The following is an 18,516-nucleotide window of genomic DNA, read 5'->3' as shown; positions in this document are numbered from 1 at the left end:
GAAATGCTAAGTGTCGGGCATTATCGCAGCTTGGCCGTGTGGCGCAAGGCAGCGCAATGTCTGTCACCATCGGAATCAGCGGTACTTGAGGCGCACCCCGTCCTGCCCTTCGACCTCGCGCAGCGCGGTCAGCAGTTCATCGCAGGGCGCCACCTTCCACTCGTCGGCCAGCTCCAGCCAGCCGCTCACCTGACCGTTGCGATAGCGCAGTCGCACCGGCAGGCCCTGGGCATCGCGATGCGGGGTGAGGCTTTCACGCAAGCTGGCGATCAGGCGGCCGTTGGCGCGCGAGCCATCCAGCGACAGTTCCACCGCCTGGCCGAACTTGCTGCGCGCCTCGACCATCAGCGTGATCTCCTTGCCGCGCAGCCTCAGGCCGCCGGAGAAGTCGTCGCTTGAGACCTCACCCTCCACGATCAGCACCTGCTCGGTGTCGAGTCGCCCACGCAGCTGTTCGAACAGCTCGCCGAACAGCGACGCCTCGATCCGCCCGGTGCGGTCGTCGAGCGTGACGAAGGCCATGGTATCGCCGCGCTTGGACTTCATGGTGCGCATGCCCACCACCAGCCCGGCGACACGCTGCGGCTCGCGCGAGGGCTTGAGGTCGCTGATGCGCGTCGAGACGAAGCGCTTGAGCTCCTGCTCGTACTCATCGATGGGATGGCCGGTGAGGTAAAGCCCGAGGGTCTCCTTCTCGCCAGCCAGGCGCTCCTTGTCGCTCCACTCACGCGCGTGCAGATAGTCGGCGTAACAGTCGCCGGCCTGCTCGTCGACAAACGCCTCGCCGAACATGTCGACCATGCCCAGGCTCTGGTTGCTGAGGCTCTGCGCGGCGGCCTTGAGCGCCGGTTCCATGGTAGCGCTGAGCACCGCCCGGCTGGGCCCGAGATTGTCCAGCGCGCCTGAGCGTATCAGCGCCTCAAGGGTGCGCTTGTTCAAGCGCCGGGGATCGATGCGCCGACAGAAGTCGAAGATGTCGCTGAACGGGCCGCCTTCGGCGCGTGCCTCGACGATGGCGCCGATGGGCCCCTCGCCGACGCCACGGATCGCTCCCAGGCCGTAAACCACGCGAGCCTCGTCATCGACGGTGAACTTGTAGCCGCCGACATTGACGTCCGGTGGCGTCACGGTGAGTCCGAGTCGGCGCGACTCTTCGATCAACGGCACCACCTTGTCGAGGTTGTCCATCTCGGTGGACATCACCGCGGCCATGAACGGCCCTGGATAGTGCGACTTGAGCCAGGCGGTCTGGTAGGAGACCAGGCCGTAGGCCGCCGAGTGCGACTTGTTGAAGCCATAGCCGGCGAACTTCTCCACCAGGTCGAAGATGTTACCCGCCAGCTCCTTGTCGATGCCGTTGGTCGCGCACCCCTCCATGAACCCCGCGCGCTGCTTGGCCATCTCCTCGGGCTTCTTCTTGCCCATGGCGCGGCGCAGCATGTCAGCCTGGCCCAGACTGTAGCCCGCCAGCACCTGGGCGATCTGCATCACCTGTTCCTGGTAGAGGATGATGCCGTAGGTGGGCTCGAGCACCGGCTTGAGCAGCTCATGCTGGTAGTCCGGATGCGGATAGGAGATTTCGGCTCGGCCATGCTTGCGGTTGATGAAGTCATCGACCATGCCCGACTGCAGGGGGCCGGGGCGGAACAGTGCGACCAGGGCGATCATGTCCTCCAGCGAATCGGGCAGCAGGCGCTTGATCAACTCCTTCATGCCCCGCGACTCGAGCTGGAACACCGCGGTGGTATCGGCGCGCTTGAGCATCTCGAAGGTCGGCGCATCGTCCAGCGGGATGGTGGTGATATCGAGTGGCGCCTGGCCTTGGGTAGCGCGCACCTTGTCGACCATCTCCAGCGCCCAGTCAATGATCGTCAGCGTGCGCAGGCCAAGGAAGTCGAACTTGACCAGCCCCGCCTCCTCGACGTCGTTCTTGTCGAACTGCACCACCAGGCCGTTGCCCTCCTCGTCGCACAACAGCGGCGAGAAGTCGGTGAGCTTGGTCGGCGCGATCACCACGCCGCCGGCATGCTTGCCGGTACCGCGGGTGATGCCTTCGAGCTTGCGCGCCATGTCCCAGACTTCCTGGGCCTCCTCGTCACCGTCGAGGTACTCCTTGAGCGCCGGCTCCTGCTCGATCGCCTTGCCCAGGGTCATGCCGACCTCGAAGGGGATCAGCTTGGAGAGCTTGTCGCCGAGCGAATAGGGCTTGCCCTGGGCGCGGGCCACGTCGCGCACCACCGCCTTGGCGGCCATGGTGCCGAAAGTGACGATCTGCGACACCGCGTTGCGCCCGTAGCGCTCGGCCACGTAGTCGATGACGCTGTCGCGCTTCTCCATGCAGAAGTCGACGTCGAAATCGGGCATCGAGACGCGCTCGGGGTTGAGGAAACGCTCGAACAGCAGATCGTACTCCAGCGGGTCGAGATCGGTGATCTTCTGCGCGTAGGCGACCAAGGAGCCTGCCCCGGAGCCGCGTCCCGGTCCCACCGGCACGTCGTTGTCCTTGGCCCACTGGATGAAGTCCATGACGATCAGGAAGTAGCCGGGAAAGCCCATCTGAATGATGATGTCGAGCTCGAAATCGAGGCGCTGGCGGTATTGCGCCTCGATCTTGGCCCACTCATCGCTGTCGCGGGGATGCTTGGCGATCGGATAAAGAAAATCGAGGCGCTCGGTGAGACCGTCGTGGGAGACCTTGCGGAAGTATTCGTCCTGAGTCATGCCCGCGGGGATCGGGAACTCCGGCAGGAAGATCTCGCCGAGGCGCACCTCGACGTTGCAGCGTGCGGCGATCATCACGCTGTTCTCGAGCGCCTCGGGGATATCGGCGAACAGCTCGGCCATTTCCTGCGGGCTCTTGAGATACTGCTCCTCGCTGTAGCGCCGCTCGCGGCGCGAGTCGTTGAGCGCCTTGCCCTCGCCGATCGAGACCCGGGTTTCGTGAGCCCAGAAGTCCTCGCGCTTGAGAAAGCGTACCTCGTTGGTCGCCACCACCGGGGTGCCCGTTTCGGTGGCAAGCGCCACCGAGAGATGCAGGCACTCTTCGTCGTACTGCCGCGAGGTGCGCTGCAGCTCGAGATAGTAGCGTCCCGGAAAGTGAGCGTTCCACTCATCGAGCAGCGCGCGCGCCTCGTCCTGGCGATCCGCCAACAGATGACGCCCGACCTCCCCCTCCCGGGCACCGGAGAGGGCGATCAAACCCTCACTCTGAGCAAACACCCACTCCTTCTTGAGAATCGCCAGCCCCTGGCGCTGCCCCTCCATCCAGCCGCGGGAGATCAGCTCGGTGAGGTTGCGGTAGCCATCGTTGTTCATGGCCAACAGCGTCAGCCGATAGGGGTGCCCCTCGTCATGGCCATTCTCGAGCCATAAATCGGCACCGATGATTGGCTTGAGGCCGGCGCCTTGGGACGCCTTGTAGATCTTGACCAGGCCGAACAGGTTGGCCTCGTCGGTCACCGCGCAGGCGGGCATGCCCATTTCGACGGTGCTGGCCACCAGGGGCTTTAAGCGCACCAGACCATCGACGAGCGAGTACTCACTGTGGACGCGAAGATGAACGAAGAGCGTGGTCATAGCGGACTCGTGACTAATCGGTGATGGCAAGAGTGACGGCCAGGTCTTGGCTGACGGAGGCGGCGGTAACGGCTGGCACGTGTTCGAACAGTTCCAGTTGCCTCTTCACCGGCGCGAAGGAGCGGCGATGCTCGGACAGCGGCCCCAGCCTCTCCAGTGCAGCCAGATGCTCCGTCGTAGGGTACCCCTTGTGGCGGGAAAAGCCATAGCCAGGGTGTAGGGCGTCGAGTGCGACCATCTGCGCATCGCGGGCCACCTTGGCCAGTATCGACGCGGCGGCAATGGCGGGATGTCGAGCATCACCCTTGACCACCGCCTGGCCCGGCAGGGGATGGCCGGGCAACCTGTTGCCGTCCACCAGTAGATATTCGGCGGCGGGCGACAGTGCATCGATGGCGCGGCGCATGGCCAGATGGGTGGCATGATAGATATTGAGCACATCGATCTCGGCAGGCGAGGCCTCGGCCACCGCAAAGGCCAGGGCCCGCTCGCGAATGGCGAGGTTCAATGCCTCGCGACGCTTGGCGGAGAGCGCCTTGGAGTCATTTAGCCCCTCGATGGGTCGGGCGGGATCGAGAATCACCGCTGCAGCCACCACCGCGCCGACCAGCGGGCCGCGGCCGACCTCGTCTACCCCGGCCAGCCACTGCCCGGGGTAGTCGATCACCAGCGGAGGATAGTCACGCATCATCATCCATTCTCTCCGGCGCCACGCTTGCCGGAAGCGGGCACCCATCGATCAGGGCCTCCACCGCCTCGGCCGCCCGCGCGCTGGCTCCTCGCTGCAAGCCGGCATGCATCTGGGCGAAGCGCGCTTCGAGGGCCTGGCGCCGCTCATCGTCATCGAGCAGTGCCGCAAGCTGCTCGGCAATTGCAGTGACATTGGCATCGTCCTGGATCAGCTCAGGGGAGATCATCTCCTGGGCGATGAGATTGGGCAGCGAGATCCAGGGCGTCTTGATCAGACGGCTCATCAGCCAGTGAGTGGAGGGCGCCATACGGTAGGCGACCACCATGGCCCGGTGGCAGAGCATCGCCTCGAGCGCCGCCGTCCCCGACGCCAGCAGCACGGCATCGCTGGCGATCATCGCCTCGCGGGACTGGCCATCGAGCAGCACCACCCGGGAGGCGAGCGCCGGATACTCCTGTAGCTTGGCCTCGAGTTCACGATGACGCTGCCCGCTGGCTGCCGGAATCACCACTTGCAGGGCGGGACGTTCGGCGCACAGCCGCTCCACGGCGGTGAAGAAAGTGTCGGCGAGAAACCGTATCTCGTTGGCACGCGAACCGGGCAGCACCGCCAGTACCTGGGCCTGGTCATCGAGCCCCAGCGCCGTACGCATGGCTTGTCGATCGTTTTCAAGCGCCACCTCGTCGGCCAGCGGATGACCGACGAAGGCCACCGGCACGGCATGGTCGCGGTAGAACGCCGCTTCGAACGGCAGAAAAGTGAGCACCGCATCCACCGAACGCGCGATCCCCTTGACCCGCCCCTGCCGCCAGGCCCATATGGTGGGGCTGACATAGTGGGCGGTAGTCAGGCCCGCCCCGCGCAGTTGGCGCTCCAGGCCGAGATTGAAGTCCGGCGCATCGATGCCGATCATGATGTCCGGCTGCCAGGCCAGGGCGTCGCGGCGCAGCGCGCGGCGCACCTTGACCAGTTCGGGCAGGTGCTTGAGTACCTCGACCAGTCCCATGATCGACAGCGTCTCCAGCGGAAAACGGCTGTCGATGCCCTCATCGATCATGCGCGTGCCACCGATACCGCGAAACTCGACCTCTCCGAAGCGCGCCTTGAGCGCACGCATCAGGCTCGCGCCGAGAATGTCGCCGGATATCTCGCCGGCCACCAGATAGATCTTGAGTGGCGTGCTACGCATGCCTAGCGCGTGATACCGCGGGTGGAGACCTCGATCGAGGCGACGAAGGTATCGATCTCCGGCAGCGTCGTATAGTGTGCCTTGATCTCGGTCAGCGCCTGCTCCACGGTCAGTCCCTTGCGGTAGACCCGCTTGTAGGCGTCGACGAGGGCATTGATCGCCTCGCGGGAGAAGCCACGGCGCTTGAGACCGACCAGGTTGAGGCCATGCGAGTGCGCTGGGTTGCCGTTGATGATCACGTAGGCGGGCGTGTCCTTGGTGATGATCGAACCGCCGCCGGCCATGGCGTGAGTGCCGAAATAGCAGAACTGATGGATCGCCGCGAGCCCGCCGAGAATGGCGAAATCGCCCACTGTGACATGTCCCGCCAAGGTCACCTGGTTGGCCAGGATGCAGTCGCTGCCGATGATGCAGTCATGCCCGACATGGGCGTAGGCCATGAACAGGTTGCGACTGCCGATGGTGGTCTCCTCGCGCCCCTGAACGGTGCCGCGATGCAAGGTCACGCCTTCGCGAATGACATTGTCATCACCCATCACCAGGCGGGTCGGCTCACCGGCGTACTTCTTGTCCTGGCAATCCTCGCCCACCGAGGCGAACTGGAATATCTGCGTGCGCGCACCCAGTACGGTAGGCCCCTTGATCACGACATGCGGGCCGATGCGGCTACCTGGGCCAATCTCCACGTCGGGGCCGATCACCGTGAAGGGGCCGACTTCAACGTCCTCGGCCAAGCGGGCCTTTGGGTCAACGATGGCAGTTGGATGTATCAAGAAACCTTCCTCTCGGCACAGATGATTTCGGCTTCACAGACGAGCTCGTCCTCGACCGTCGCCCGGCAGGCGAACTTCCAGATGCCTCGCTTCTCGCGGATCACCTTGGCAGTCAGGTGCAAACGATCACCAGGCATCACCGGGCGCTTGAAACGGACATTGTCGCTGCCCACCAGGTAATAGACATAGCCATCCGCCGGCAGCTTGTTGACGGTCTTGAAACCCAGGATACCGCATACCTGGGCCAGTGCCTCGACGACCAGCACGCCCGGCATGATCGGATGGTGCGGGAAGTGCCCATTGAAGAACGGCTCGTTGATGCTGACGTTCTTATAGGCCGAGATGGACTCGCCAAGCTCGATCTCCACCACGCGATCCACCAGCAGGAAGGGGTAGCGGTGGGGTAGATACTCACGGATCTCGTTGATGTCCATTACCATCGATACAACCTCTAAAATAACGAAATGCTCGCCCTCGGGCGAGCATGCCAATAGCGGGAGCCCCACGCGATGAAGAGGGATTATACGCCTGAGTCTCGATGACTCAACGGTCAGGCCGACCCTTTTCCAGTCGCGCAAGCCGCTTGGCGATATCGTCGAGCTGCTTGAAGCGCACCGCATTCTTGCGCCACTGGGCATTGCTCATGGCACCGGTGCCCGAGGAGTAGATGCCCGGCTCATGGATCGAATTGGTGACCAGACTCATGCCCGTGACCTGAACGCCGTCGCAGATCGTCAAGTGTCCTGCCAGGCCCACCCCGCCACCCAGCATGCAATTCCGGCCGACCTTGGTGGAACCGGCGATCCCGACACAACCCGCAAGCGCGGTGTGGTCGCCGATCTGGACGTTGTGTGCGATTTGCACCTGACTGTCGATCTTGACGTCATCGCCAATCACGGTGTCGCCAAGTGCCCCCCGATCGATGCTCGAGCAGCTTCCCACTTCCACGTCATCGCCGATCACCACGCCACCCAGCTGGGCGATCTTGTGCCAGCGGCTGCCGTCGTGGGCGAAACCGAAACCGTCGCCACCGATGACACAGGCACTCTGCAGGATCGCCCGCTTACCGACCACGACCCCATGGCAGACTGTCACATTAGGGTGCAGGCGGGAATCCTCTCCGATGCTGCTGCCGGCGCCAATCACGCAGCCCGCCCCGACCACGACACGGTCACCCAGCGTCACACCCTCTTCGATGACGACCTGTGGACCGACCTGAACATCCTGCCCGAGAGTGACGCCGTCAGCGATGACTGCATTCGGATGAATGCCGACCGCTTGGCGCATCGCCAAGGGATCGAAGAGCCGTGACAGCTTGGCATAGCCCAGATAGGGATTATCCAGCGCCAGGCTCGCGGTAGGACAATCGGCGATATGATTGGGGTGCAGCAGTACCGCCGCCGCCCGGCTCTTGGCCAAGTGCTTGAGATAGGCCTTGTTGGCCAGGAAGGTGATGTCCTCAGGCCCCGCTTCACCCAGCGTGGCCAGACCACTGACCCGCCGACCGCCATCGCCCAGCAACCGCGCGCCCAGGCATTCGGCGATCTCCTCCAGCGTATAGCAGTGTGTGTTGGCGTCGTTCATGGGACATTCGTTCTGGTTTGTGGTTATTCGATCCAATCGCGCCGACGTTTAGTTCAGCGAATTGAGGATCTGCGTGACCTCATCGGTCAGGTCGAGGCCAGGTGCGCTGTGAACGACTGCCTCTCGATCGATCAGGATCTGAACATTGTGGCGCGCGATCACCTGATCGACGGCCCGCTCCAGATTGGCCTGGGACTGCTCGAGAAATTCCTGCTCGGCGCGCTGCTGTGTCTGGATGATCTGACCGCGCAGTTGCTGGAATTGAGACCCTTTCTGCTGCAGCTCCTGTTGCGCCGTCTGGCGCTCGGAATCGGACATCACCGCGCCATCGCGCTGCATGCGTTGTTGCAGCTGCTGTAGCTCCTGACCGAGGGTCTGGGCCTGCTGCTGCTGGCTACTGATCTGGCTCTGCAATTGCGACATCGACTGCTGTGCAGCATTGGTCGCCAGCAGCGCTTCCCGCCAATCCAGCACTGCAATATCAGCAGCCTGGCTCGACATGGCGAAGGTTCCCAATAAGCCAAGACACACGATTCCTGTCAACTTACGCATTCGGTCACTCCTGGTATTCGAACCAATTCAACGAGCCTTAGAAGGTCTGGCCAAGCGAGAACTGGAAGAACTGGGTATCGTCGCCGTCCTTGTCATTGAGCGGCTCGGCGATGCTAAAGGTCAGCGGGCCCACCGGCGTCAGCCAGGAGAGTCCGATGCCTGCACTGTAACGTAACTCGCCCAGATCGACACCCGACTCGCAGCGCGATTGGTCGCCTTCCAGCACCTCGTAGCAATCGGTGAGGAAGGTATTGCCCGCATCGATGAAGAAGCCTGTCTGCAGCGAGCGCTGGTCGTCGACGAAAGGCAGCGGGAAGAGCAGCTCGACGGAGCCTTCGACCAGTACGTTGCCGCCCAAGGTACGATCGTTGCCGCCCCCACGAGGTGAGGTTCTCGGTCCCAGCGTGTTACCGGTGAAACCGCGCACCGAACCCAGTCCACCGGAGAAGAAGTTCTCGTAGAACGGGTAGGGGTCGTTACCCACCGAGTCGGCATAGCCAAGCGTGGTGCCGAATTTCAGCGACCAGTCATTGTTGAGTTCGAACAACTGCTGGCCGCGATAGCGAAGCTTGTAGTACTCGGCATCGCTGCCCGGTGCAGCAGTCTCCAGCGAGACACGGTTGTAGTTGCCCGCCGTCGGCATCATCCCACGATTGAGGTTGTTGCGCGTCCAACTGGCGGTCAGCTTGAGGCTCTGGGCGTCGCTGCCCTGCTCCTCGACGTAGCGAACGATTTCCGACGCGGTATCGTTGTAGGTCTGGACCGACAGGTCCTCGACGCTGACACCGAAGTTGAGACGCGCCAGTTCGTTGATCGGGTAACCGAAGTTGATGCCAGCGCCATAAGCGTCGGTGGAGTAGGTCGAGATATCGGAATCTTCGTAATCGGTTTCGCGATAGAAAAGATTGTAGCCCCGCGAGACGCCATCCAGCGTCCAGTACGGGTCGGTAAAGCCAAAGTTGAGACTGGTAAAGGTGTCGCTGCGCTGCGCCCCGACATTGACCCGGTTACCGGTGCCCAGGAAGTTGTTCTGGGAGAGTGCCGCGCCGTAGATCACCCCGGCACTCTGCGAGAAGCCGACACTGGCCGATATCGAGCCGGAGGGCTGCTCCTCGACGTTGTAGGTGACGTCGAGCAGGTCGTTCTCACCCGGTACCGGCTGGGTGTCGACGTCGACCTGCCGGAAGAAGCCAAGCCGTTCGAGGCGCTGGCGGGACTGGCTGATCTGCTCGGTGGAGGCAGGCGCGCCCTCCATCTGGATCATCTCGCGACGCAGCACTTCATCTTCGGTGGTGGTGTTGCCGATGAAATTGATGCGCCGCACATAGGCACGCTGGCCGGGATTGACGGTAAAGATCACATCGACGGTATCGCCGTCCGCGGCGATCTGCGGACGGCTGTCGATGTTGGCAAAGGCGAACCCTTCGGCGCCCAGGCGCGAGCGCAGCGCCTCGGAGGAAGCGGTAATGTCGCGACGCGAAAATATCTCGCCGCGCTCGGCCGTCACCAGCTCGCGCGCCTCGGACTCGGAGATTGGCATGTTGCCGGCAAAGCGAATCTCGCCAAGACGGTACTGCTGCCCCTCATCGACGTTGACGGTGACGAATATCTGCGTCTTGTCCGGACTGATCGAGACTTGGGTCGAAGTGATGTTGAAGTTCACGTAGCCACGATCGAGATAGTAGGAACGCAGCCGCTCCAGGTCGCCCGATAGCGCTTCACGCGAGTACTCGTCGCGGGAGAACCAGCCGAAGAAGCGCCCGGGACGATCGTTGAGCTCGAACACGTCACGCAGCGTGTCGTCGTCGAATGCCTGATTGCCCACGATGTTGATCTGGCGGATGTTGGCCACCGCGCCTTCGTTGATATCGACGTTGACACGTACGCGGCTGCGGTCGATCTCCTCGACATTGGTGCTGATACGCGCGCTGTAACGCCCCTGCGCCTGATAGACCTGCTCCAGCTCGCGCTGGATCTCCTCGAGCGTGGAGAGCTGCAGTACCTGGCCTTCGGCAAGCCCGGCCTGACGCAGACCATTGCGTAGATCGTCTTCCGATATCTGCGAGTTGCCGGTGATGTTCAGGGCAGTGATGAAGGGACGTTCCACCACCTGGATGATCAGGATATCGCCATCGCGGGCCAGCTGCACGTCATCGAACAGTCCCGTACCGAAGAGCGCGCGCGCCGCCTGAGCCAGGTCGCGCTCGTCGACCGAATCGTTGGTACTGACCGGGAACGCATTGAAGACAGAGGCGGCGGACACACGTTGCAGTCCCTCTACGCGAATGTCGGAAACATTGAAGGTGTCTGCCAGCACTGGCTGGGCGCCGCTAAGCAACAACGCCGCCAATCCGATGTTCTTGAGTTTCATGCAGTCGATTCGCTCGAAGTTGGTCTGCCCGCTTGTGGAGCAGGCACCATATACATTAGTACGGGCTTCTGACAAGCCGGAGCACCTTCCTCCAGCCTCCCTAGCCCGGCGATTCCCGGAAAACATACGCGATGGTCAGCATCGTTGACATGCCTTGGCAAAGGTCCCTCGCTACCAGAGGCGCATGATATCGAAATAGAGCGCCATCAACATCAGGCTCCCCACCATTGCCAGTCCAATCCGCAGGCCCACCGCCTGGGCCTGCTCGGAGACGGGCTTGCCGCGCACCGCCTCGATGGCGTAATACATCAGATGGCCGCCATCAAGCACTGGGATCGGCAGCAGATTGAGCACCGCCAGGCTGATAGACAGGTAGGCGAGGAAGCTGATGAACGCCTCCATCCCGGTGCGCGCCGAGTCGCCGGCGAACTGCGCGATGGTGATCGGCCCCGAGAGATTGGAGGGTGAGATCAAGCCGACCAGCATCTTGCGTATGGCGTCCACCGTCAGCAGCGACATCTCGCCGGTGCGCGACAGCGACTGGCCGATGGCCGCCAGCGGACCATAACGGATCTCGCGCTGATATTCCTCGGGCCACTCCACCGGTTGCGCGCCGGCACCGATATAACCAATGGCGGCACCCTCCTCGAGCTCGCTACGCCCAGGCGTCAATGCCAGTTCGCGTTGCTGGCCGGCACGCTCGATGAGCAGCGCGAGCGGCTCGCCGGGATTGGCACGCACGGTATTGACGAAGTGCATCCAGTCTTCCACCGGCTGGCCATTCACTTCGACCACCCGGTCACCCGGCTCGAGCCCCGCTTCGGCGGCAGCCTCACCCTCCAGCACCTGGCCCAGCACCGCCGGGAAAGCGGGACGCCAGGGCGTCACTCCTAGGCTCAGTAGCGGTTGGGGCTGCTCCTGGCGAGCCAGCCAGTTTTCCACCGGCAGCCGATACTCCTGCGCGGCGGCCTGCGCCCCTTCGCGCGCCTCGATCCTGAACTCGCCACTGTGGCCGATCGCCGCGACCAGCTTGAGGTTGATCTCCTCCCAGGAGCGCACGCGCTCGCCCTGCACGGCGACGATCTCATGACCGGACCTCAGACCGCCCTGCTCGGCGGGCGAGTCGGGGGACACACTACCCACCACCGGAGCCACCGTAGTGATTCCGGCAACGAACAGCAACCAGTAGGCGGCGATCGCCAGCAGGAAGTTGGCTATGGGGCCGGCCGCAACGATCGCGATGCGCTGCCAGACGCTCTTGCGATTGAAGGCCTGATCCAGCTCATCGGGAGCGACCGGCGCCTCGCGCTCGTCGAGCATCTTGACGTAACCACCCAGGGGAATCGCGGCCACGGCAAACTCGGTGCCATGCCGGTCGACCCTGGACCAGAGGGGCTTGCCGAAGCCCACCGAGAAGCGCAGCACCTTGACACCACAGCGCCTGGCCACCCAGAAGTGACCGTACTCGTGAAAGGTGATCAGCAGCCCCAGGACCACGATGACCGCCAGTATGTTCTGAATCACGCCCATGCTTACCACTCCTGACAATGCCGCGCCACGCACACCGCCGCTGCGGCCCGGGCATGACGATCCTCGGCGAGGATCACCGCAAGCTCCGTTGCCGGAGAGACCGGGCACTCATCCAGCACCTGGGCCACGACCTGCGCGATACCGGTGAAACTCAGCCGCCCGGCGAGAAAAGCCTCCACCGCCACTTCATTGGCGGCATTGAGTACCGCCGGCGCGGTGCCCCCCGCCGCCATCGCCTGTCGAGCAAGCGTCAGGCAGGGGAAAGCAGCCTCGTCGGGCGCCTGAAAGTCGAGCCTGGCGATCTGGAACAGGTCAAGGGCCTCGACGCCTGCGTCGATCCGCTCGGGCCAGGCCAGACCGTAGGCAATCGGCGTGCGCATGTCAGGATTGCCCAGTTGCGCGATCACCGATCCATCGTGATAGGCCGCCATCGAGTGAATCACGCTTTGCGGGTGAACCACCACCTGAATCTGCTCGGGCCTGGCATCGAAGAGCCAGCACGCCTCGATCAGCTCGAGCCCCTTGTTCATCAACGTGGCGCTATCCACCGAAATCTTGCGACCCATCGACCAGTTGGGATGCGCGCAGGCCTGTTCGGGGGTTACCGTCACCAGGTCGGCGGCCTGCCAGCCGAGAAAGGGGCCGCCTGAGGCTGTCAGCAGCAGTTGCGACACCCCCAGTCGCTTGAGACCGCCACGGTGATCGACAGGTAGACACTGATAAATGGCATTATGTTCGGAATCGATGGGCAACAGCGTGGCGCCATGGCGATCGACCGCCTCCATGAACAGCGCCCCGCTCATCACCAACGCCTCTTTGTTGGCGAGCAGCACCCGCTTGCCGGCGCGCACCGCGGCAATCGTCGGCAGAAGCCCCGCCCCGCCGACGATGGCCGCCATCACTACATCGACCTCGGACGCCTTCGCGACCTCGACCAGCGCCGCTTCGCCACAGCGCACCTCGATGTCGAGGCCTTGTCTCTTGAGGTGCTCGCGTAGCCAGCCGGCATCGCGCTCGGACGAGAGTACCGCCACCCCGGGCCGATGCACGAGGCACAGCTGCGCCAGCTCCTCCCGCGAGGTGTGGGCGGTCAGCGCATGCACGCGGTAGCGGTCGGGATGGCGCGCGATCACATCCAGAGTGCTGGTGCCGATCGAGCCGGTGGCACCGAGAATCGTGACGGTCTGAACAGCGCCTGAAAAGGCGGAAGTAGAGGGAGTCTCCGGCATGGGCAGATCACATCCACAGGGTAAGCAGAGCGAACAACGGTATGGCGGCCGTCAGGCTGTCGATACGGTCGAGCACGCCGCCATGGCCCGGCAGCAGCGCGCTTGAATCCTTGATCCCGCGAAAGCGCTTGAGCATGCTTTCGAACAGATCTCCGAGCACCGAAGCCAGCGTGACGATCCAGGTAATGACCACCAGTGCCAGTCCCTGACCGACACCGAGGTTCTGCCAGACGCCGAAGATCAACGCCAGCAGGGTGACCGCCACAAGCCCGCCCACCACCCCTTCCATGGACTTGCCGGGACTGACCCGCGGCGCCAGTTTGCGCTTGCCATAGGCGCGACCGGCGAAATAGGCTCCGCTATCGGCGCTCCATACCAGCAGCAGCACGAACAGCAACCACTCCGCACCGCTGCCGCGCAACCACTGGAAGCCGACCCAGCAAGGCAACAGCACCGCCACCCCCAACGCCAGACGCCTGACAGATGCGCCCCACTGCGTTTGGCGATCGGGATAGTGCACGACCCAATAGAGATTGCAAAGCCACACCAGTACCGCCAGCCATAGCGGCCAGATAGACAGCGCCGCACCGCTGAGCCACATCGAAAGCATCAGCGCCGCCAGCCCCAGCGCGTAGCCCAGCCGCAGGCGGGGGGCCTCGATACCGGCCAGATTGGCCCACTCCCAGGCACCCAGCACCACCACAAGGCCGGTGAACAGGGCGAAGGCGCCACCCTCCAGAACGAAGAGCCCAATCAGCGTCAGTGGCGCCAGCCAAAGGGCTGTGATGATTCGCTGTCTAAGCACCCTGGGCCTCGATCTGTTCGTGAGTCATGCCGAAGCGTCGCTGGCGCTGCTGATAGCTCTCGACGGCCTGATCGAAGGCGGCGCCATCGAAGTCCGGCCACAGCAGCGGCGAGAAGTAGAGTTCGGCATAGGCGAGCTGCCACAGTAGGAAATTGGAGAGCCGCTGCTCGCCACTGGTCCGGATGCACAGATCCACTGGCGAGCAATCCGCCAGGCACAGCTCACTGGCCAGGCGCTGCTCGCTCACCTGTTCCGGGGTCAGCTTACCCTCGGCGACCTGCTCGGCCAGACGCCTTGCCGCCTGGGCGATATCCCACTGCCCGCCGTAATTGGCAGCGATCACCAGATGCATGCCGTGATTGTCCCGGGTCAGCGACTCGGCACGCTCGATATGCTTCTGGATCGAATGGGAGAAGCCCTCGCGCTCGCCGATGATCGTCAAGCGGATATTGTGTTCGTGGAGCTTCTTGACCTCGCGCTTCAGCGCCAACAGGAAAAGCTCCATCAACGCATCGACTTCAGCGATGGGACGTTTCCAGTTTTCGCTGGAGAAGGCAAACAGGGTCAAGGTCTCGATGCCGCGCTCGGCGGCGCGGCGGATCACCGCACGCACGGCTTCCACTCCCGCGCGGTGACCTCGCACCCCGGAGAGCCCTCGGGCGCGGGCCCAGCGGTTATTGCCATCCATGATGATCGCCACATGGCGTGGCTCTCCTTCATGATGGACTTCATAAGACGTTGACGTCATGGAGTCTCGCATGGAGGGAAAAAGTGCCGGGCGCCACGCGCCCGGCAGCCTTCAGACCTGCATCAGGTCATGTTCCTTGGCTTCCAGCAGCTTGTCGACCTCAGCGATGTGCTTGTCGGTCAGCTTCTGGATCTCGTCGGCGGCGCGATGCTCGTCATCTTCGGAGATCTCTTTCTCCTTGAGCAGCGATTTCAGGTCGCCATTGGCATCGCGGCGCACGTTGCGCACGGCCACCCGGGCGTTTTCGGCCTCGGCTCTCGCCTGCTTGATGTAACCCTTGCGAGTCTCCTCGGTCAGCATCGGCATCGGCACGCGAATCACATTGCCCGCCGACGCGGGGTTGAGACCCAGATCCGAGGTCATGATCGCCTTCTCGACCTTGGGTACCATGTTCTGTTCCCAGGGCATCACGGTCAGTGTACGGGCGTCCTCGACATTGACGCTGGCCACCTGGTTGATCGGCGTTGGGTTACCGTAGTAGTCGACCATGACGGCATCCAGGATGCTGGCATGGGCACGCCCGGTGCGAATCTTGTGGAAGTTGGCCTGAAGCGCTTCCAGGCTCTTGGTCATGCGGCTCTGCGCATCTTTCTTGATATCGTTGATCACTGTTCTACCCTCTGTCGATCAGAGTGCCTTCCGTGCCGCCCACCACCAGATTCAGTAGTGCGCCGGCCTTGTTCATGTCGAATACGCGTACCGGCATGTCATGGTCACGCACCAGGCAAATGGCGGTCAAATCCATGACACCCAGCTTTTGGTCGAGTACCTCGTCGTAGGTCAGACGATCGTACTTCACCGCATCGCTGTACTTGACCGGATCCTTGTCGTAGACCCCATCGACCTTGGTGGCCTTGATCACCACGTCGGCATCGATCTCGATGCCGCGCAGGCAGGCCGCCGAGTCGGTGGTGAAGAAGGGATTGCCGGTACCGGCGGAAAACAATACCACGTCTCCCGAGGTGAGGTAGCGAATGCCGGTCCGGCGATCATAGTGCTCCACGACACCGCTCATCGGGATCGCCGACATTACCCGCGAACGAATGTTGGAGCGCTCCAGCGCGTCGCGCATGGCCAACGCGTTCATCACCGTGGCCAGCATGCCCATGTGGTCGCCGGTGACCCGGTCCATGCCCGCTTCATTGAGCGCCGCACCGCGAAACAAGTTGCCGCCGCCCACCACGATACCCACCTGCACGCCGATCCCGACCAGCTGACCGATCTCCAGCGCCATGCGATCGAGCACCTTGGGGTCGATACCGAAATCGTGCTCGCCCATCAGGGCTTCGCCGGATAGCTTGAGCAGAATGCGCTTGTACTTCGACTTGGCGCCTCGCTCGGTCTTGGTGCTTTGCTCGGGGATACTGGACATGACAGGTCTCCTGGGTGGCATCGACGGACGGGAAGGAATACATGGCTGGCATTCAGCAGCCGGATACGCGATGGCGTGCGCTATTGCGCACGCCATACGTACCACGAAGTCGGACCTTAGCTACGGCGAGCTTGTTCCATGACTTCCTTGGCAAAATCGACCTCTTCCTTCTCGATGCCCTCGCCCACTTCGAAGCGGGCGAAGCCAAGCACCTCACCGCCCGCTGCCTTGACGAACTCGGCGACGGTCTGGTTGGGATCCTTGACGAAAGGCTGTTCGGTCAGGCTGTTCTCGGCCAGGTACTTCTTCAGACGGCCTTCGACCATCTTCTCGGCGATCTGCTCGGGCTTGCCAGCCATGTCGGGCTGCGCCAGGATGATCGCTTTCTCCTTGTCGAGCTGCTCCTGCGGCATGTTCTCGGGACGCGCCACGGCCGGATTGATCGCGGCGACGTGCATCGCGACATCCTTGGCTACTTCGCTGTTGCCGCCCTTGAGCAGAGTCAGCACGCCGATACGGCCGCCGTGGACGTATTCGCCCACCAGACCACCGTCAGTGGCTTCGAGCACCATGCAGCGGCGTACGCTGATGTTCTCGCCGATCTTCTGGACCAGCTGCTCGCGAACCGCCTCCAGCTCGCCCGCCATGACCGCGGCCACATCTTCGCTCTTGGCGGTGAAGAAGGCCTCGGCAATCTTGTCGGCGAACGCCTTGAAGTTGTCGTCGCGGGCGACGAAGTCGGTCTCGGAGTTGATCTCGACCATCACGCCATAGCTGCCGTCCTGCGCCACGCGAGTGACAACGGCGCCCTCGGCGGCGGTACGACCGGCCTTCTTGGCGGCCTTGAGACCGGAGTTCTTGCGCAGGTCATCGATGGCCTTCTCGATATCGCCACCGGCTTCGGTCAGTGCCTTCTTGCACTCCATCATGCCGAGCCCGGTGCGCTCGCGCAGTTCCTTCACTTGAGACGCGCTGATAGCTGCCATGTCATTACCTCTGAATGTGTGTCAACGTCGGTATTCGCTTGAGCCTTCCCACCCTGCGGGGTGGAAAAAGGGGGCCAGGCCCCCCTTGTGCATCGAGCCGAAGACAGCCGCGGACCGATGATGGTCAGCCAGGCTGCCTTGGCCAGCCGCGACTATCTTACTCGGCGACTTCGTTGGTCTCGGAGACCTCGACGAACTCGTCGGGACGGCCTTCCTTCGCCCGGGCACAGGCATCGGCGATGGCCTTGACATAGATCTGGATGGCGCCGATGGAGTCATCGTTACCCGGGATCACGTAGTCGACGCCGTCCGGATTGGAGTTGGTATCGACCACACCGATGACCGGAATGCCCAGCTTGTTGGCTTCGTTGATCGCGATGCGCTCGTGGTCGACGTCGATCACGAACAGCGCATCGGGCAGGCCGCCCATCTCCTTGATACCGCCCACGGAGCGCTCGAGTTTCTCCTGCTCGCGGGTCGCCATCAGCACTTCTTTCTTGGTCAGCTTGTCGAAGGTGCCGTCTTCATGCATCGCTTCGAGCTCGCGCAGACGCTTGATGGACTGACGAATGGTCTTGTAGTTGGTCAGCATGCCACCCAACCAGCGATGGTTGACGAAGGGCATGCTGACGCGATTGGCTTCTTCCTTGATGATTTTGCTCGCGCTGCGCTTGGTGCCGACGAACATGATCTTGTTGTTGGAAGCGGCCATCTTCTCGACCACGCCGATCGCTTCGTTGAGCGCCGGCAGGGTGTGCTCGAGGTTGATGATGTGGATCTTGTTGCGTGCGCCGAAGATGAACTTGCTCATCTTCGGGTTCCAGTACTTGGTCTGGTGGCCGAAGTGGGCCCCTGCCTTGAGCAGGTCGCGCATATTGACTTGAGACATGGATGACTCCTGGACTATCGGGTTAGGCCTCCACGCACCCCATGGATCCGACCGTCCGGCCTTTCGCCGCGACGGCACCCGGGAACATGTGTCGGTGCATGTGTGTATTAGGCGTTTCAGTTGCGCCCCGCAGACTGGGCGACCGGCACGATCCCTGTTAGGGTTCCTTGCCATCGGCACAGCGTTGCAGGAAAGCGCGCGGCTTTATACCATAGATCAAT

Annotated in this window: 16 protein-coding genes; all 16 read right to left on the bottom strand. The window is 63.0% G+C overall.

Annotated features, from left to right (window positions below; translation table 11 throughout):
• Positions 1-75 precede the first annotated feature (75 nt).
• The 16 genes from dnaE to rpsB all read right to left on the bottom strand — a co-directional run bounded on the left by dnaE (position 76) and on the right by rpsB (position 18,295).
• Complete coding sequence (gene dnaE, locus HJD22_RS12300) at positions 76-3,576, bottom strand: DNA polymerase III subunit alpha (protein WP_208654766.1); 3,501 nt, start codon at positions 3,574-3,576, stop codon at positions 76-78.
• A 13-nt stretch (positions 3,577-3,589) separates the two neighbouring features.
• Positions 3,590-4,270 carry a ribonuclease HII gene (rnhB, locus tag HJD22_RS12295; RefSeq protein WP_208654765.1) on the bottom strand — a complete coding sequence of 227 codons (681 nt, stop codon included), beginning with the start codon at positions 4,268-4,270 and terminating at the stop codon, positions 3,590-3,592.
• Entirely contained in the window at positions 4,257-5,456 is a 1,200-nt protein-coding gene (gene lpxB, locus HJD22_RS12290) for a lipid-A-disaccharide synthase (protein WP_208654764.1), read from the bottom strand. Before lpxB ends, rnhB begins: the two co-directional genes overlap by 14 nt.
• A gap of 2 nt (positions 5,457-5,458) precedes the next feature.
• A complete protein-coding gene (lpxA, locus tag HJD22_RS12285) occupies positions 5,459-6,229 on the bottom strand; it encodes an acyl-ACP--UDP-N-acetylglucosamine O-acyltransferase (protein ID WP_208654763.1) in 771 nt (256 codons plus the stop codon).
• Complete coding sequence (gene fabZ, locus HJD22_RS12280) at positions 6,226-6,669, bottom strand: 3-hydroxyacyl-ACP dehydratase FabZ (protein WP_208654762.1); 444 nt, start codon at positions 6,667-6,669, stop codon at positions 6,226-6,228. The genes lpxA and fabZ overlap by 4 nt, the downstream gene beginning before the upstream one ends.
• A gap of 103 nt (positions 6,670-6,772) precedes the next feature.
• A complete protein-coding gene (lpxD, locus tag HJD22_RS12275) occupies positions 6,773-7,813 on the bottom strand; it encodes a UDP-3-O-(3-hydroxymyristoyl)glucosamine N-acyltransferase (RefSeq protein WP_208654761.1) in 1,041 nt (346 codons plus the stop codon).
• Between the two features lie 48 nt (positions 7,814-7,861).
• Positions 7,862-8,365, bottom strand: coding sequence for an OmpH family outer membrane protein (locus tag HJD22_RS12270; RefSeq protein ID WP_208654760.1), 504 nt, complete (start codon positions 8,363-8,365; stop codon positions 7,862-7,864).
• 37 nt (positions 8,366-8,402) lie between these two features.
• Positions 8,403-10,736, bottom strand: a complete 2,334-nt coding sequence (gene bamA / locus HJD22_RS12265) for an outer membrane protein assembly factor BamA (RefSeq protein ID WP_248730238.1) — start codon at positions 10,734-10,736, stop codon at positions 8,403-8,405.
• A gap of 171 nt (positions 10,737-10,907) precedes the next feature.
• The gene (gene rseP / locus HJD22_RS12260; protein ID WP_208654759.1) at positions 10,908-12,266 is read right to left on the bottom strand and encodes a sigma E protease regulator RseP; all 1,359 of its coding nucleotides are present in this window, start codon (positions 12,264-12,266) and stop codon (positions 10,908-10,910) included.
• Between the two features lie 2 nt (positions 12,267-12,268).
• Complete coding sequence (gene ispC / locus HJD22_RS12255; RefSeq protein WP_208654758.1) at positions 12,269-13,495, bottom strand: 1-deoxy-D-xylulose-5-phosphate reductoisomerase; 1,227 nt, start codon at positions 13,493-13,495, stop codon at positions 12,269-12,271.
• 7 nt (positions 13,496-13,502) lie between these two features.
• A complete protein-coding gene (locus tag HJD22_RS12250; RefSeq protein ID WP_208654757.1) occupies positions 13,503-14,300 on the bottom strand; it encodes a phosphatidate cytidylyltransferase in 798 nt (265 codons plus the stop codon).
• Positions 14,293-15,048 carry a polyprenyl diphosphate synthase gene (gene uppS, locus HJD22_RS12245; RefSeq protein WP_248730237.1) on the bottom strand — a complete coding sequence of 252 codons (756 nt, stop codon included), beginning with the start codon at positions 15,046-15,048 and terminating at the stop codon, positions 14,293-14,295. The genes HJD22_RS12250 and uppS overlap by 8 nt, the downstream gene beginning before the upstream one ends.
• 51 nt (positions 15,049-15,099) lie before the next feature.
• Positions 15,100-15,657, bottom strand: a complete 558-nt coding sequence (frr, locus tag HJD22_RS12240) for a ribosome recycling factor (protein WP_208654755.1) — start codon at positions 15,655-15,657, stop codon at positions 15,100-15,102.
• A gap of 4 nt (positions 15,658-15,661) precedes the next feature.
• On the bottom strand, positions 15,662-16,420 hold the full coding sequence (pyrH, locus tag HJD22_RS12235) for a UMP kinase (RefSeq protein ID WP_208654754.1): 759 nt from the start codon (positions 16,418-16,420) through the stop codon (positions 15,662-15,664).
• A gap of 116 nt (positions 16,421-16,536) precedes the next feature.
• Complete coding sequence (gene tsf / locus HJD22_RS12230) at positions 16,537-17,406, bottom strand: translation elongation factor Ts (RefSeq protein ID WP_208654753.1); 870 nt, start codon at positions 17,404-17,406, stop codon at positions 16,537-16,539.
• A gap of 157 nt (positions 17,407-17,563) precedes the next feature.
• Positions 17,564-18,295, bottom strand: a complete 732-nt coding sequence (gene rpsB / locus HJD22_RS12225; RefSeq protein WP_208654752.1) for a 30S ribosomal protein S2 — start codon at positions 18,293-18,295, stop codon at positions 17,564-17,566.
• Positions 18,296-18,516 lie beyond the last annotated feature (221 nt).

Origin of the sequence: Halomonas sp. TA22 (assembly GCF_013009075.1) — a bacterium.
Classification (GTDB): Bacteria; Pseudomonadota; Gammaproteobacteria; order Pseudomonadales; family Halomonadaceae; genus TA22.
This window is presented reverse-complemented; position numbering and strand designations above follow the sequence as displayed.

What these genes read in the sequence shown, in the direction of transcription:
- lpxD (WP_208654761.1), bottom strand. Translation starts at nt 7,813, where the DNA reads ATGAACGACGCCAACACACACTGCTATACGCTGGAGGAGATCGCCGAA.
- lpxB (WP_208654764.1), bottom strand. Translation starts at nt 5,456, where the DNA reads ATGCGTAGCACGCCACTCAAGATCTATCTGGTGGCCGGCGAGATATCC.
- fabZ (WP_208654762.1), bottom strand. Translation starts at nt 6,669, where the DNA reads ATGGTAATGGACATCAACGAGATCCGTGAGTATCTACCCCACCGCTAC.
- pyrH (WP_208654754.1), bottom strand. Translation starts at nt 16,420, where the DNA reads ATGTCCAGTATCCCCGAGCAAAGCACCAAGACCGAGCGAGGCGCCAAG.
- tsf (WP_208654753.1), bottom strand. Translation starts at nt 17,406, where the DNA reads ATGGCAGCTATCAGCGCGTCTCAAGTGAAGGAACTGCGCGAGCGCACC.
- ispC (WP_208654758.1), bottom strand. Translation starts at nt 13,495, where the DNA reads ATGCCGGAGACTCCCTCTACTTCCGCCTTTTCAGGCGCTGTTCAGACC.
- rseP (WP_208654759.1), bottom strand. Translation starts at nt 12,266, where the DNA reads ATGGGCGTGATTCAGAACATACTGGCGGTCATCGTGGTCCTGGGGCTG.
- HJD22_RS12270 (WP_208654760.1), bottom strand. Translation starts at nt 8,365, where the DNA reads ATGCGTAAGTTGACAGGAATCGTGTGTCTTGGCTTATTGGGAACCTTC.
- dnaE (WP_208654766.1), bottom strand. Translation starts at nt 3,576, where the DNA reads ATGACCACGCTCTTCGTTCATCTTCGCGTCCACAGTGAGTACTCGCTC.
- rpsB (WP_208654752.1), bottom strand. Translation starts at nt 18,295, where the DNA reads ATGTCTCAAGTCAATATGCGCGACCTGCTCAAGGCAGGGGCCCACTTC.
- uppS (WP_248730237.1), bottom strand. Translation starts at nt 15,048, where the DNA reads ATGACGTCAACGTCTTATGAAGTCCATCATGAAGGAGAGCCACGCCAT.
- bamA (WP_248730238.1), bottom strand. Translation starts at nt 10,736, where the DNA reads ATGAAACTCAAGAACATCGGATTGGCGGCGTTGTTGCTTAGCGGCGCC.
- rnhB (WP_208654765.1), bottom strand. Translation starts at nt 4,270, where the DNA reads ATGATGATGCGTGACTATCCTCCGCTGGTGATCGACTACCCCGGGCAG.